This window comes from Elizabethkingia sp. YR214, assembly GCF_003058195.1.
Taxonomy (GTDB): Bacteria; Bacteroidota; Bacteroidia; order Flavobacteriales; family Weeksellaceae; genus Elizabethkingia.
In genome coordinates this window covers 1-14104 of record NZ_QBUH01000006.1, presented here as the reverse complement: position 1 = coordinate 14104, position 14104 = coordinate 1, and the positions used below count along the sequence as shown (strand labels likewise).

15 protein-coding genes and 1 riboswitch are annotated in these 14104 nt (G+C 33.5%); of the genes, 8 read left to right on the top strand and 7 right to left on the bottom strand.

Features of this window, described 5'->3' with window-relative positions:
- Positions 1-152: 152 nt before the first annotated feature.
- The gene (locus C8J95_RS12965; RefSeq protein ID WP_107810144.1) at positions 153-413 is read right to left on the bottom strand and encodes a hypothetical protein; all 261 of its coding nucleotides are present in this window, start codon (positions 411-413) and stop codon (positions 153-155) included.
- A gap of 393 nt (positions 414-806) precedes the next feature.
- Between C8J95_RS12965 and C8J95_RS12960 the strand changes: the two genes are divergently transcribed.
- Positions 807-2447, top strand: coding sequence for a helix-turn-helix domain-containing protein (locus tag C8J95_RS12960; RefSeq protein WP_255412808.1), 1641 nt, complete (start codon positions 807-809; stop codon positions 2445-2447).
- 34 nt (positions 2448-2481) lie between these two features.
- On the opposite strand, the gene C8J95_RS12955 is transcribed toward C8J95_RS12960, so the two are convergent.
- The 5 genes from C8J95_RS12955 to thiM all read right to left on the bottom strand — a co-directional run bounded on the left by C8J95_RS12955 (position 2482) and on the right by thiM (position 6208).
- Positions 2482-3162, bottom strand: coding sequence for a CPBP family intramembrane glutamic endopeptidase (locus C8J95_RS12955; RefSeq protein ID WP_107810142.1), 681 nt, complete (start codon positions 3160-3162; stop codon positions 2482-2484).
- A 140-nt stretch (positions 3163-3302) separates the two neighbouring features.
- Positions 3303-3953, bottom strand: coding sequence for a thiaminase II (gene tenA, locus C8J95_RS12950; RefSeq protein WP_107810141.1), 651 nt, complete (start codon positions 3951-3953; stop codon positions 3303-3305).
- The gene (gene thiD, locus C8J95_RS12945) at positions 3940-4773 is read right to left on the bottom strand and encodes a bifunctional hydroxymethylpyrimidine kinase/phosphomethylpyrimidine kinase (RefSeq protein WP_107810140.1); all 834 of its coding nucleotides are present in this window, start codon (positions 4771-4773) and stop codon (positions 3940-3942) included. The genes tenA and thiD overlap by 14 nt, the downstream gene beginning before the upstream one ends.
- On the bottom strand, positions 4770-5408 hold the full coding sequence (thiE, locus tag C8J95_RS12940; protein ID WP_107810139.1) for a thiamine phosphate synthase: 639 nt from the start codon (positions 5406-5408) through the stop codon (positions 4770-4772). The genes thiD and thiE overlap by 4 nt, the downstream gene beginning before the upstream one ends.
- On the bottom strand, positions 5405-6208 hold the full coding sequence (gene thiM, locus C8J95_RS12935) for a hydroxyethylthiazole kinase (protein WP_107810138.1): 804 nt from the start codon (positions 6206-6208) through the stop codon (positions 5405-5407). The genes thiE and thiM overlap by 4 nt, the downstream gene beginning before the upstream one ends.
- A 51-nt stretch (positions 6209-6259) precedes the next feature.
- A riboswitch (TPP riboswitch) is annotated at positions 6260-6352 on the bottom strand.
- Positions 6353-6458: 106 nt separating this feature from the next.
- Here thiM and C8J95_RS12930 point away from each other — a divergent pair.
- From C8J95_RS12930 to C8J95_RS12915, 4 genes are all read left to right on the top strand, one after another.
- Positions 6459-7226, top strand: coding sequence for a histidine kinase (locus C8J95_RS12930; protein WP_107810137.1), 768 nt, complete (start codon positions 6459-6461; stop codon positions 7224-7226).
- Positions 7192-7905, top strand: a complete 714-nt coding sequence (locus C8J95_RS12925) for a LytTR family DNA-binding domain-containing protein (RefSeq protein ID WP_107810136.1) — start codon at positions 7192-7194, stop codon at positions 7903-7905. Before C8J95_RS12930 ends, C8J95_RS12925 begins: the two co-directional genes overlap by 35 nt.
- Before the next feature lie 166 nt (positions 7906-8071).
- The gene (locus tag C8J95_RS12920) at positions 8072-10348 is read left to right on the top strand and encodes a cation:proton antiporter (protein ID WP_107810135.1); all 2277 of its coding nucleotides are present in this window, start codon (positions 8072-8074) and stop codon (positions 10346-10348) included.
- 76 nt (positions 10349-10424) lie between these two features.
- Entirely contained in the window at positions 10425-10892 is a 468-nt protein-coding gene (locus C8J95_RS12915; RefSeq protein ID WP_107810134.1) for a hypothetical protein, read from the top strand.
- A 9-nt stretch (positions 10893-10901) separates the two neighbouring features.
- Here C8J95_RS12915 and C8J95_RS12910 read toward each other — a convergent pair whose 3' ends face one another.
- Positions 10902-11558, bottom strand: coding sequence for a hypothetical protein (locus tag C8J95_RS12910; RefSeq protein WP_107810133.1), 657 nt, complete (start codon positions 11556-11558; stop codon positions 10902-10904).
- Between the two features lie 189 nt (positions 11559-11747).
- Here C8J95_RS12910 and C8J95_RS12905 point away from each other — a divergent pair, with 189 nt between their 5' ends.
- The 3 genes from C8J95_RS12905 to C8J95_RS12895 all read left to right on the top strand — a co-directional run.
- Positions 11748-12698, top strand: coding sequence for an NAD-dependent epimerase/dehydratase family protein (locus tag C8J95_RS12905; protein ID WP_107810132.1), 951 nt, complete (start codon positions 11748-11750; stop codon positions 12696-12698).
- A 32-nt stretch (positions 12699-12730) separates the two neighbouring features.
- Positions 12731-13642, top strand: coding sequence for an AraC family transcriptional regulator (locus C8J95_RS12900; protein WP_107810155.1), 912 nt, complete (start codon positions 12731-12733; stop codon positions 13640-13642).
- A 259-nt stretch (positions 13643-13901) separates the two neighbouring features.
- Positions 13902-14104: hypothetical protein (locus C8J95_RS12895; protein ID WP_146165484.1), on the top strand; the 203-nt coding region annotated here is incomplete at its 3' end.

Sequence of the window (14104 nt, the reverse complement as noted above, 5' to 3'; positions counted from 1 at the left end):
TGTTAATCTTTGATAATCTATCTGGATAAGAGCATTGATATAAACGAAAAAACCTCTTTAACAGAGGTTTTCCAAAAAGTGCTCTCGCAAGTAGGAAAACCCCCATAAAGAAGAAGATTAAAATGTATGATGAATGTGAAATTGGTCTAATTCTAATAGCGAATTTTATCTTTTATAGGAGGAGTATCGCTAGACTCTGCAGTTTCTGAAATAGGGTTTGTTTTTTTCTTTTCTGGAACTGCTTGATCTTTTAAGTTTTTGATTATACTATCGTTTGTTAATTTAGTGTCATTTGCACTAGCTGTATTATTATTTTGAGTAGATCCTATAGTGCCAAGCTCCTCTGCTTCTCTACAGCCTATATTCGAAAATAATAGAACTACTGTTGTTGCTAATAAGATTAACTTTTTCATAATTGATTTTATTTATATTTGACCAGTGTTTTACAAAGGTCAATTTTCATTTCTTTTTGCTTTGACTAAATTATGGGAGAATATTCTGAACCACAAGAAATACTAGTCCTATATTAGTTAATTTACAGATAAAGACGTCTTAATTTATAAATTAGGACAGTAGTTTAAGATGTAAATGAATGATATGTAGGTACTTGTGTTTAAATTGATGATGAAATATTATTATTTAATTTTATGATGTATATATTATTATTTAATGCTTTTTCATTATTTTTGAAGTAAATAAATTGCACACTTTTAACAGCAATGCATATAAAAAAATACATATCATACTTTTTATTACTAATTTTTATTTTTCAGATTGAAAATTTGAAGGGTCAATCGTATGATGATTTGAGAAAAAAGTATGAAAATTTAGAAGAAAATGATGAAAGAGCACTTAGCATAGTTAAGATACTGATTGAAAAAGCAAAAAAAGAAAAGAACAGCGAAGAATTAATGCGTGCCTATGAAGATGCTTTCTATTATTCTCCAACACCCGAAAAAAAATTTATATATGCAGATAGTAGTATTGCGGTAGCAAAGAAAACTATGAATAACGATCTTATTAGTAGGGCATATCTGGTAAAAGGGTCTATTTATTATTATAATTATAAAAAATACAAATCAGCTTTAGATGAATATCTGAAAGCGTATGAATATTCTAAAAAAGGAAATAATGATTATCAGAAAAATCAATTAATCTACTTTTTAGGTGTTGTTAAAAGCTATTTAGGCTATTATAATGATGCATTAGAGCTCTTTAATGAATGTATTGGATATTTTGAACCAAGAACAACAGGGAATTATCATCCAAATGAAATTTATAATAATAGTAGGATATATCTTAATAGTTTGCATCTTGCTATAGTTTGTTATATCCATCTTGGAAATTTTGAAAAAGCCAAATTTTTAACTGAAAAAGGACTAGCATTTATTAATAGAGATAAGAAAAATGAGTTTTCATTAGAGAAGGCATATTTATTAAAGTGTAGAGGTACTTTAGAATTCCATGAAGGTCAGTTTAGTAAAGCAATCCAAACTTTTAATCATACTATTCCTGTAATGGAAAATAATAATGACTTTGCATGGATTGCAGTTGTAAATTTCTATATAGGTAAAAGTTATATGGGGCTTCATAAAGAAGATGAAGCTGTAGAGCAATTTAAAAAAGTAGATTCAATTTTCCAAAAACACAATTTTATATTTCCGGAATTAAGGGATAATTATGAACTTTTGATTAGCTATTATAGGAAGCATAATGATCATGTACAGGAACTATATTATACAAAGGTTCTGCTAAAAGCTGATGGGATTTTAACCAGAGACTTCACCTATTTATCTTCTAAAATACACAGAGAATATGATACGCAGAATCTTGTAGATATTCAGAATAAACTGGAGAATCAGAATAAATGGGGATTGGGAATGATTATACTCTTATGTATAATTGTAAGCGTATTGGTTTACAATGTTTGGAAATATTATCAGAACGAAAAGAAAATCAGAACAAAATATAGAAAACTAGAAGATAATCTTCAATATCATGAGAATGAACCGTCTTTGGTTCCATATGAGAATATTTCTTCTCAAAGTAAATCTACAATGAGCGAAGATGTTTATAAAGATCTTCAGGATAAATTAGAAAAATTTGAAAAAGAAAAACAATTCCTTGAAAAGGGAGTTACATTAAATAAACTTTCAGGTATCTTTGAAACAAACAGTACATATCTTTCTCAATTTATCAATGAGACAAAAGGAATGAACTTTAGCAGGTACTTAGGAATCTTGAGAATAAATTATATTACACAGCTGATGTATGAAAATGAAAAGTATCTTAATTATACCATTCAGGGTTTATCAGATGAATGCGGAATAGCCTCAAGACAGAATTTTTCCGATTTATTTCAGGAAATTAATGGACTTCGTCCAACTGAATTTATTAAAAAGAGGAAAAAAGATATTGATGAAATGAAATCATCTACAAATGAATAGTTTTAACGAAACCTAAACAGAGTTTTAAATCTGTTTAGGCTTTTTTTGAAATATAGCTTAAATACCACCATATAAGAAGAGGTAATGTTATTGCCTGAAATACTAAAATTGCTAATGATAGGCCGTCCTGTAATTTATTTGTATTTGCTTTTATAAAGAGTTGTGATCCAAGTGGTCCGCTTGAGAAAACAACGATATTAAAGAAATTCCATCCGAAGTGTAAGCTTACGGGCAAATAAAGGGACTGGGTTTTAGTAAAACTGTAGGCTAATGCCATACCTAAGATTGTTGTCATTAAGAATATGATAACCATCTGTACCGGATTACCAAAGGCATTGTAAGAAAATAAATGATAGATTCCAAAAGAAACTGCGGATACAATACATGCCGTTTTTACATTCAATGCTTTTGTTAGTAAATATAAAATAGCACCCCTGAATATAAGCTCTTCAAATAATACTGATTTAAAAACCCACCAAATATTTTTTAATATTGCTATAAAGGAAATTTGTTTATTTAGTATCCAACTGTTATCTGCGGGATATGTTTTCAATATATGATAAAGTATACAACATATTCCTGATAACAATAGCCCGATGCCTACATTAGCTAATCTGTTTTTTGATGGAAGAAGGCCTAATGCTTCCAGATTAGTTTTAGCAAATAACCAAAGTAAAAGCCATGAAATAACCAGTTCTGCTATTATACCAATCATATTGATTTTATCTTATTGATTACGTGTAACTGTAATAAAATCAGTTATTTGAAATTTATTTTTTTTGAATATTACTATTCATTTTTTTATACTCAATATTATTTCAAAAATAAAACCCTGAAGTCAATCCATGGTTTGTTTTATATCCAGGATTTTAATTCATAAGCAGCCTGCCAGAAATAATATTCCATTTGTGTTGCAGTAATGAAAGCTTCAGTCATTCTGGTTCTGATTTCCGGAGTTGTCGTCTCAGCTGCTTTATCACAAATTTCAATGGCCTGTTGAACAGCAATAGCAAATTCTTCACCGGCATAAGTATCAATCCATTTTTTATAAGGATTGGCTTCAGACTGTCTGCTTTCATAAATATGGTCACCTACCTTCTGATAAATCCAGAAACACGGTAAAACAGCAGCCATCGCAATTTCTACAGAATTTAATGCAGCGGTACTTTTCAAAAAATGAACATAATGATGGCAAACGGGTTGCATTTTTCCTTTTTCCGTAACATCAAAATCTTTAAAATAAGATTCATGTAATGCATTTTCTACGACAATAGTATTTTCTGCAAAACGGATAAAAGAAAGAACATCCTGAATATTATATGCTCTGGCTCCTATTAGCGCAAGTGCACGCCCAAAATGCTCAAGATATAATGAGTCCTGAGCCATATAAAACTGGAATTTTTCTTTAGGGAGATTTCCTTCTGCCAGTTCAGTAACAAAAGGCATGTCTAGTATCGATTGGTAATATCCTTCTATTTGCTTCCAGGTATATTCAGACCATTTCATGTATAATTAATTTTTGAGGGTTAAAAAAATGATTAAGAGGACCATTGCCTTTGCCTATTTCTATGTCTTTGCCACTTTTAATAGCTTCAAAAACATATTGTTGCCCCATAGAAACGGCATCGTGTAAATTTTTTTCCTGTGCTATATATGCTGCAATGGCAGATGATAGGGTGCATCCGGAACCATGAGTATTATTCGTTTTGAATTTTTCAGTTTCAAATGTGTATATCTTTCCGGTTTCGTCAAAGTATAATGAAGTTATCATATCTGTCTCCTGATGTCCACCTTTTAGCAAAATACTTTTGCAACCCATATTCAGGATTTTTTCACCGGCTATATACATGTCATCCAGTGTACGTACTTGCATATTCGCCAGAATTGATGCTTCATCCATATTGGGTGTTATAACATCTGCGACAGGAAATAATTTCTGAGCAAGAGCTGCAATAGTTTCTTTCTCTATAAGATGATGTCCGCTTGTTGCCACCATTACAGGATCAAATACAATAGGTATTTTGGCGTATTTGCTCAAGGTATTGACAATGGTGTCGACTAGTTGCGGGGTGTGTACCATTCCTATTTTGATTGCTGCCGGAAAAATATCGTCCAATATTGCTTCAATCTGATCAGCTACAGCTTGCACTGGAATCGAGTATATTTTTCGTACGCCTTGTGTATTCTGTACCGGAAGAGCTGTTAATACAGATGTTGCAAAACAGCCTAAGGCAGAAAAGGTTTTAATATCTGCTTGAATCCCGGCGCCGCCGCTGCCGTCAAACCCAGCAATGGTTAAAACGGAGGGACTTGTATATTTTTTCATTTTAAAATTTTGTTTTTGAGTTCATATGTGGCCTTTTGTGGATTATCTGTACTACAAATGGCAGATACAACAGCAATGCAGTCTGCGCCTGCTTGCATAATTTCGGCTGCATTTTTTGCTGAAATATTTCCGATAGCGACTAATGGTTTTCTAGTTACAGAACGGATTCTGGCAATACCATCTAATCCCCATTCTGTCACTGTATCAGTTTTGGTTGATGTAGCAAATACAGGACTTATACCCAGATAATCGGAGAAATGGGTTTGTTCATTAGAGAGTTGATCGAAGTATTCAATAGAATAACCAATAAGTTTATCTTTCCAGAAGTTCCGTTGTCTGAGCTCTATGGGAGAGATATCATTGTTCCCTACATGAATACCCGATGTATTTAAAGTTTCAGCAACTTCGAAATTATCATTTATGATTAACGGAATATTGTATTTATCCGTTATTTCCTTTAGTAGTTGAGCTTTTATCAGAAAATCTTCAGTTGAGCAATTTTTTTCACGGAGCTGAATAATATCGGTTCCACCTAAGATAGATTCCTCAGCTACTTTAAGAAAGTTTTTTCCTTTACAGGCTTCTTCCGAGATTACTAAATACAGTTGGTATGGGAATAAAGAATTGGTACTCATAATCCGGATATCTTTATATGGGTTATAAATTCCTCTCTGGTAATATTGTACAACTTATCGATAAGATTTATTTGTAAGCTTCCGGGGCCATTAATTTCCTGTACAGCAATTTCTCCAGAAATTGCCAATAAAGCCATTGCTGCAGCCACAGCTTCCGTTTTATTTTCAGTACAAGCTATAAAGGCGCCTATTAATGCAGAAGCGGAGCAACCCAATCCGGTAACTTTTGTCATTAATGCATGCCCGTTTTTTATAAATAGAGATTTTTCTCCGTCAACAATAATATCTGTTTCTCCGGAAATAGAGACAATAGTTCCGTATTGTCTGTTGAGATTTTTAGCAGCGTCTAGAGCTTCCAGGCTGGCAGCTGTACTATCTACACCTTTGGTTGTTGCTTTATTTACTTTTGCCAGTGCAATAATTTCAGAGGCATTTCCACGAATTACAGTTGGGTGGTAATTTAATAATTGGCCGAGGGTTTCATCCCGAAAAGAAGATGCTCCTGCGCCTACGGGATCCAGAACCCATGGCTTTTGAATAGTATTAGCTTCCTGTGCTGCGAGCAACATCGATTTTACCCAGGTTTCATCAAGAGTGCCGATATTGATAACCGAAGCCGAAGAAATATTAACCATTTCTTTTACTTCGGATAAAGCATGTGCCATAATAGGAGAGGCACCTACAGCCAATAATGCATTAGCTGTATTATTCATTACAACAAAATTGGTAATGTTATGTACAAGTGGGGATTTTTGTCTTACTGACAGAACGTGTTTCCAGAGTATTTCTTCCATAGTCATTTATTAAACTGGCTTTAGGAAAATATCCGAGACAAAAGTAATAGCCCGGGGAGCTTTCTTTTTACTTTTCCCTACGTCGGTGTAAGCCGTATCAGGTTCAAAGGGACTCTCTCAATTCTTTTCAGAATACCCCTAAAGCGTACACAAATGTATAAAACTTTTTACAGATCACCATTTGCAGGATCATTAAATCAGGTAAATATTTTGTAATGAATTAAGCTATATCTTTGCACGATACAAGAAATGATTTATGAATCATGAAGGAATTGTACTTTCCGGTAATACTTTGGTACTGTTATTAATACTTCTGTTATTAATAGTAACTGGATTTCTCATCTATAAAGTGAGGATACTACAAAAAGAGAAAATAGCCTTATCAGAAGAGAAAAAAGTGCTGAAGAACAGGCTGGGTAATATTCGACTGGACTATATTGAGACAAAGCTGAACCCACATCTTTTCAAAAATATTCTGAATTCTGTTCAGTCTCATGCATATCAAACCTATGTATCTCTGGATAAATTGTCTGGAGTGCTGGATTACATATTATATGAAAGCAGCGAAAAGTTTGTAACTCCTGAAAGTGAACTGGACTTTACGAGCAATCTGATAGAGATTAATAAAATAAAGGTAAATCCATTATTTGACTTCAGAATAAAAGCACAGATCGACAAAGAGGATCCTGTGTATAAGGAAAAAGTTTTAGCTCCGCTGATTACTGTAGATTTCATTGAAAATGCTTTTAAACATACAGATTTCCTGGCGGATGATTCTTTTATTTTTGTCTTACTTTCTCTAAAAAGTGGAGTGCTGGAAATAAAAGTTGAGAACAGAATTTCGCCTAAATCTCCTTTACAAAAAGGGAATAGTGGTTTTGGTGGAGAGTCCCTGGAGCAGAGATTGAAAATGCTCTACAAAAAGAAATTTTCTATAAGTAAAGATATACACAACAATGTATATACAGCATATTTAAAAATTGATCTCAATGACAAATACAATCAGGTGCGTTATACTAGATGATGAACTTCTTGCAATAAGTTATCTCAAACTTCTTTGTGAGCAAATAGAAGGAGTAGAAGTGGTGCGGGTATTTAATAATCCGAGATATTTCCTCGATGAGATTAATGATATTGATTGTGATTTGTGTATTCTGGATATAGAAATGCCGGGGCTAAACGGACTACAGGTTGCGGAGCTTATTTCCCATAAGAAGATCATATTTACAACTGCTTATAAAGAATATGCTGCCGAAGCTTTTGATCTGAATGTTATAGACTATGTAAGAAAGCCTATCAAGAAAGAACGCTTGCAACAAGCATTTGCAAAAGCTAAAGAATTTGTAGAAACACCTAAGAGTAATTTTATAGAATGGAATACCAACTTGGGAAAAAGTCGAATTTTCACGGATCAGATCGCCTATATTAAAACATCCGAAATAGATAGTAGAGACAAAGATATGATTCTGAATGACGGGACGGGGATTATTCTGAAAAATATCAATTTCAAGACACTGTTGGAAATGCTTCCGGAAAAAGACTTCTCACAGATCAATAAGAAAGAAATTGTAGCATTGAAATCTATAAAAGTAGTTTCTGTTAACGAAATTATTACCAATATTTCTGAAGATGGAGAAAACTTTGCCAGATTGCATATTAGTGAAGTCTATAAGGCGGATCTTTTGGAAAAGATTGGTAATTAAACATTTGAAATATTAAAGCGTATTAAAAAATAGAGTCCGAAAAAAGTCTGAATACGAGATGTGGAAATTTCATTACAAAAAAAAGAGTTTTCACTACATTTTAGAAAAATAAGTATTGAAAATTTTAAATTTCTTTTGAATTTTGCAGATAAGAAATAGTAACATAATGCAAAATTACAGGAATATTATTTTTTATATCGTAACGATCATATTTTTCTCCGGATTAATGTATTGGTTCTTTATAGAAGGTAAAACTTTAGAGGCCGGAGAAAACATTATATCAAAAACGAGTGGAGGCTCTACATGGGATAATTTTGTAGATTCTTTTATGGTGAATTTGCATCACCCGCTTGCTTTGTTACTGGTACAGATTGTGACCATTATTTTGGTGGCAAGACTCTTTGGCTGGATTTGTATGAAGATGAAACAGCCTTCGGTGATTGGTGAAATGATTGCGGGTATCGCCCTTGGACCATCTCTTCTAGGTTTATATTTTCCGGAATTTTCTGCATTTCTTTTTCCAAAAGAATCTTTAGGAAATCTTCAGTTTCTGAGTCAGATAGGGCTTATTTTCTTTATGTATATCGTTGGAATGGAGCTTGACCTTAGTGTTCTTCGGAAAAAAGCTCACGATGCTGTGGTAATCAGTCATGCCAGTATTATTATTCCGTTTGCTTTAGGAATAGGACTTTCTTATTTTATTTATAAAGAATTTGCACCAGATGGTGTACAGTTTAGCTCATTTGCACTTTTTATAGCCATCGCAATGAGTATTACAGCGTTTCCGGTTCTGGCGAGGATTGTTCAGGAGCGGAACCTGCAAAAAACAAAACTAGGGACTATTGTTATTACCTGTGCAGCAGCCGATGATATTACAGCATGGTGTATTTTGGCAGCGGTTATTGCAATTGTAAAAGCAGGTTCATTTGCTAGTTCCATCTACGTCATTATTATGGCAATTGCGTATGTGTTTTTAATGATCAAAGTTGTGAGACCGTTCCTTAAAAGAATTGCTGATTTACAGACCGGAAAAGGAATTATGAGCAAATCTGTTGTTGCCATATTCTTCCTTATCCTTATTATTTCAGCATATGCAACGGAAGTTATTGGTATTCATGCATTGTTTGGAGCCTTTATGGCAGGAGCTATCATGCCTGAGAATACTAAGTTCAGAAATATTTTCATAGAAAAAGTTGAAGATGTAGCCTTAGTTGTATTGCTTCCTTTATTCTTTGTTTTTACAGGATTGAGGACAGAAATAGGCCTTCTGAATCATGGGCATTTATGGATAACAGCCGGATTAATCATCTTAGTTGCTGTTACCGGTAAATTTATAGGAAGTGCACTCACAGCAAAGTTCCTTCGTATAGGTTGGAAAGATAGTTTGACTATTGGTGCATTGATGAATACCCGCGGACTAATGGAGCTTATTGTCCTGAATATTGGATATGATTTGGGTGTACTAAGTCCGGAAATTTTCGCAATGATGGTTATTATGGCTTTGTTTACTACATTTATGACCGGGCCATCACTGGATTTTATCAATTACATTTTCAAAGGTAAAAAATCCGAAAATGAGGAAGAAGCAGATGACAATGGCAGAAAATATAAAGTATTGTTGTCCTTCGATGGACCAGAATCTGGAAGTACATTGCTAAAGCTTGCTGATAACTTTACTCATAAAATGAACGGAAATAAAAGTATTACTGCAATGAATATTGCGCCGGTACAGGAACTTCATGCTTTTGAGATGCAGGATTTTGAGAATGAGCAGTTTGAAGCCGTGGTAGAGACTTCTCATGAACTCAAATTACAAATTACAACATTGTTCAAAGCTTCTAATGATGTAGAAAATGATCTCGTAAATATTACCAATAAAGGCAACTATGACCTGTTGCTCATTATGCTCAGAAGATCTATATATGAAGGAAGTTTATTGGGAAGATTATTAGGTTTTACCACCAAAATAATCAACCCTGAAAGACTACTGAATACAGTAAAAGGCAAGTCTTATATGTTCTATAACTCGCCGTTCGACGACTTTACGTTGGGTATATTAGACAAATCCAATATTCCTGTAGGGATAATGGTTGACAAGAATTTTGAAAATGCCGAAAAAGTATTTATTCCGATTTTCGACCTGAATGATTTCTATCTTGTAGAATATGCAAAAAGACTGATTAATAACAATGACTCTCAGATTATCATTCTGGATGTTGTGGGACAAATCCGAAGAAATACTGAAATCCGTGAGCTGATAAGAAGTATCGAACAGATTGCCCCGAACCACATTACATTGTACAACGAAAGGACTATAGAAAGAGAGTTTTTGGAATCTCAGGATCTGATGCTGATTAGCAGTAAAAGCTGGAGAAATCTTATTGATACTAAAAGTCTATGGCTATCCGATATACCATCTACTTTAATCATTTCTAATCCCTGATATAGTTTTTCTTTCCATTAGAGTTAGCGGCTTGTTAAGGAATAAAAGTATATTTATGCTTTAATAATACGGGGCAATGGAAATTAATGTGGATAATGGGAGTATAATACTTAAAGAACATCACCTGCAGATACAAAAGGGAATGTTACTGTCGGATCTTCAGCAGACGGAATTTTATAAAAAATATAATAACGGAATGCGTGATGTTAAAACAGGCTATTTCTGGTATTATTTTGATGCAGTTGATGTAAAAGGCTATCAGTTATCTTTCGATCTGTGCTTTCTGGGGGACAAGCTGGACAAAGTTTTTATGAATACCCATAAAGAGTCAGATGCAAAAGCTTGGGATGACTGGAGCGAGGCAAAGGAGATGAAAGTCTTTGAACGAAATAATAAGTTTTTATCAATGATATTAGGGATTAAGCCTACAAAAAATAAAAAAACACCATACCCTAGCTGTACATTTAATTTTCCATGGGGAAATGCCTGGTCGGTTTACGATCCCAGAAGTGCCAGCAGCTTTATGGGAATACATTACGATTAATAATTGATCTTATTTATTCCGGACTAATTTCTGAAGCTTGTGGTATTCGCCTAAAATACTTTTCTGCTCTTCAGCAATATAGTCACTACTAAACGGAGCGCCACAATCCTCGCTGTTTAGGATGTGAATAAGCTTTCCGTTTACAAAATAGCTTCTGTTTTCAGTAATTTCAGACTTGTCAAAATCAAAAGCTTCGGTATCATTATTTTCCTTCATAGCTTTTGTGTCATAGTATAGAGGTCTGTTGTATTTATAGTTTTTTTCATAAACAAAAGACAATTGTCCGTTTAAAAGGTAATATTCTGTCAGTGTTTGGCCACTTTCTCCAAAGATTCTGGTAATTATCTTTTCGAGTTTATTTTTCTGATAATAATACTTGGCTTCTCCACCTTCAGCAGATTCAAAAAGATCCCGCTGTTTTATGAAATGCCATTTTTCTATGGAATTGATCCTTTTGAAGTTGTCCCGTATAGGTTTCAGTTTGTCTGTAAGGTATTCATTAACCGGAAGATCTTCTTTATTGAAGCTTGCTTTGGCTTTTACAATGTCGTATCGGGTAGTACTGTGCTTTTCTTTAGAGGTATTTATCTTTGTGTTTTGCGAATATCCCAGATTAAAAGCAGACAAAAGAATAAGTATATAGCTGTAGAATAATATTTTTTTCATAGATCGTGTTTTGATGGTGTTTTTCTTAGAGAGTGAAGATACTAAAATTTACAATTTTACTTTGCGATAATTATGCAGCAGAGATTTTGTTACAACTTACCTTAATTGGGATACTCCTGTTGTTTCTGTTCTTTCGAACTTTGCCATGTGAAAAACAACTAAGAATCAGACTTTTAAAATATAAACATCATGCAAACGATATTAGGAGCTAACGGCCAGATTGGTGAGGAACTGGCAAGAGAACTAAAAAGAAACTTTACTTCGGATATACGCATTGTCAGCAGACATGCTCAAAAGGTAAATGATACAGATGGGGTATTTTCTGCAGATTTGTCGATTCGTGAAAAAGCTATTGAAGCAGTAAAAGGTAGTGAGATAGCTTATTTTACATTAGGATTGCCAATAAGTTCCGAACTTTGGGAAAAGCAGTTTTCACTTATTCTTCGTAATGTAATTGATGCCTGTAAGATTAACGGGGCAAAATTGGTGTTCTTCGACAATACTTATATGTATCCTCAGAATAATCATATTTTAACTGAAAATACAGCATTTGCTCCGGTAGGAAGAAAGGGTAGGGTAAGAAGAGAAATGGCAGAAATGGTTCTAAAAGAAATACAATCTGGCGAGCTGGATGCGGTTATTTGTCGTGCGCCCGAATTTTATGGTCCTGGTAAAACCCAAAGTATTACCAATACTTTGGTATTTAACAATATCAAAGAAGGTAAAAAACTAAAAGTGCCATTGAGTGCCAATAAAAAAAGAAGCTTGATATGGACTCCGGATGCAAGCCATGCCACAGCTTTAATTGGTAATACACCAGATGCATTTGGCCAGACGTGGCATCTTCCTGTAGACAAAAGCCATCCGACCTATAAAGGATTTATCAAAACAGCTTCCGAAATTTATGGTAAGGATTTGGAGTATTCGGTTGTACCAAAATTTATATTTAGAATTGGGGCTTTATTCAATAAAAAAGTAAAAGAATTATTGGAGCTTCTGCCGAGATATGAACACGATAATATTTTTGATGATTCAAAATTCAGGAAAAGATTTCCTGAATTTAAGGTTACCAGTTACCAGCAAGGAATAGAGCAGATTAAAAAAGAGCAGTTTCAACAACAGAATAAATCAGTAATTTAGTGATGATTGAATCTGAATATCAATTTATATATATGAAAACTCCTGTAAAAGTTTCGTCAATAAGTACCCTGCATAAGGCATTAGGATTGAAGAAGCCTTCAAACCCACTTATTAGTGTATTCAGCTTTGATGATATAAAACTGGAGCAGGAAACTATTCTTAGTGCGGTGACAACAGATTTTTATGTCGTGGTTTTAAAGAAAGATTGCGCTGGTGGAAAATGCAAATATGGACAGCAGTATTACGATTTTGATGAAGGAATTATGTACTTTATTGCCCCTCATCAGGTAGTACAGTTTGAAGATGTATTGCTGGATAGTGTTAAAGGATTTATTCTGGTTGTGCATCCCGACTTCCTGCACGGATATACATTGGGATCGGTGATTAGAGATTATGGTTATTTCTCTTATGCAGCAAATGAAGCACTGAATCTTTCCGAGAAAGAAGAGAAGTCCATTATGGATATTATAGATAATATGGAAAGAGAAATAGATGCTAACATGGATTCCTTTACACAGGATTTGTTGGTATCTAATCTGGATCTTTTACTTAAATATTGCGATCGCTTTTATAACCGTCAGTTTCTGACAAGAAAAAAGATTAACAACGATCTGCTTTCAAAACTTGAAGCTTTATTGGATGATTACTTCCGAAATGATAAACAGATTGTAACAGGTATTCCCAGTGTTCATTTTATTGCAGAACAATTACATCTGAGTGCCAATTATCTCAGTGATATGCTCCGGGTACAAACAGGACAAACTACGCAGCAACATATCCAGAACAAATTGATAGAAAAAGCAAAAGAATTGCTGTCTACTACTGAAATGTCTGTTTCCGAAATTGCTTACCATTTAGGTTTTGAACATCCACAATCTTTTCATCGATTGTTTAAAAATCGTACTTCCGTCTCTCCATTAGAATTTAGAGCATCTTTTAATTAATTTCTGGAAACATAAATTTCTTTCCGAATAATTGAAATGAAATTTATGAATTGAATATTTCCCCTGACATGGCTTGTTGGGGACTTTTTGATTTGAATGTATTTAAGTAATAAGGATTATTTGTAATTGATAATTTGTAGGGGATTTGATATGAGGAAGTGAGAGAATTGAGATGATTATCAATGTTTTAATTAAGATAGAGTGTTCATTTATTTTATTTTTTTTAATTTTGAATCAATCAAATCACAAAAATATAAAAATGAAAAAAGAACTAAAAACCATTTTTTCTGTAGCGTTATTATGTATTATTAGCAGTTGTAATAATGATGATTTGCAACCTAAAAACAGAAACGAGCTACAGGCAATCAATCAAAAATTCCAGAATGTTAATGCTACATATGTTGTAGATTACTTTAAAAGAAATTTAGAATCTGAAAATTTAGAAGTAATCGAACAATCTTA

Bases quoted from the DNA above. Each gene is read 5' to 3' on its own strand.
- C8J95_RS12910 (WP_107810133.1), bottom strand. From the start codon at position 11,558: ATGAAAAAAATATTATTCTACAGCTATATACTTATTCTTTTGTCTGCT.
- C8J95_RS12930 (WP_107810137.1), top strand. From the start codon at position 6,459: ATGAATCATGAAGGAATTGTACTTTCCGGTAATACTTTGGTACTGTTA.
- C8J95_RS12955 (WP_107810142.1), bottom strand. From the start codon at position 3,162: ATGATTGGTATAATAGCAGAACTGGTTATTTCATGGCTTTTACTTTGG.
- C8J95_RS12965 (WP_107810144.1), bottom strand. From the start codon at position 413: ATGAAAAAGTTAATCTTATTAGCAACAACAGTAGTTCTATTATTTTCG.
- C8J95_RS12905 (WP_107810132.1), top strand. From the start codon at position 11,748: ATGCAAACGATATTAGGAGCTAACGGCCAGATTGGTGAGGAACTGGCA.
- tenA (WP_107810141.1), bottom strand. From the start codon at position 3,953: ATGAAATGGTCTGAATATACCTGGAAGCAAATAGAAGGATATTACCAA.
- thiD (WP_107810140.1), bottom strand. From the start codon at position 4,773: ATGAAAAAATATACAAGTCCCTCCGTTTTAACCATTGCTGGGTTTGAC.
- thiM (WP_107810138.1), bottom strand. From the start codon at position 6,208: ATGACTATGGAAGAAATACTCTGGAAACACGTTCTGTCAGTAAGACAA.
- C8J95_RS12920 (WP_107810135.1), top strand. From the start codon at position 8,072: ATGCAAAATTACAGGAATATTATTTTTTATATCGTAACGATCATATTT.
- thiE (WP_107810139.1), bottom strand. From the start codon at position 5,408: ATGAGTACCAATTCTTTATTCCCATACCAACTGTATTTAGTAATCTCG.
- C8J95_RS12925 (WP_107810136.1), top strand. From the start codon at position 7,192: ATGACAAATACAATCAGGTGCGTTATACTAGATGATGAACTTCTTGCA.
- C8J95_RS12900 (WP_107810155.1), top strand. From the start codon at position 12,731: ATGAAAACTCCTGTAAAAGTTTCGTCAATAAGTACCCTGCATAAGGCA.
- C8J95_RS12915 (WP_107810134.1), top strand. From the start codon at position 10,425: ATGGAAATTAATGTGGATAATGGGAGTATAATACTTAAAGAACATCAC.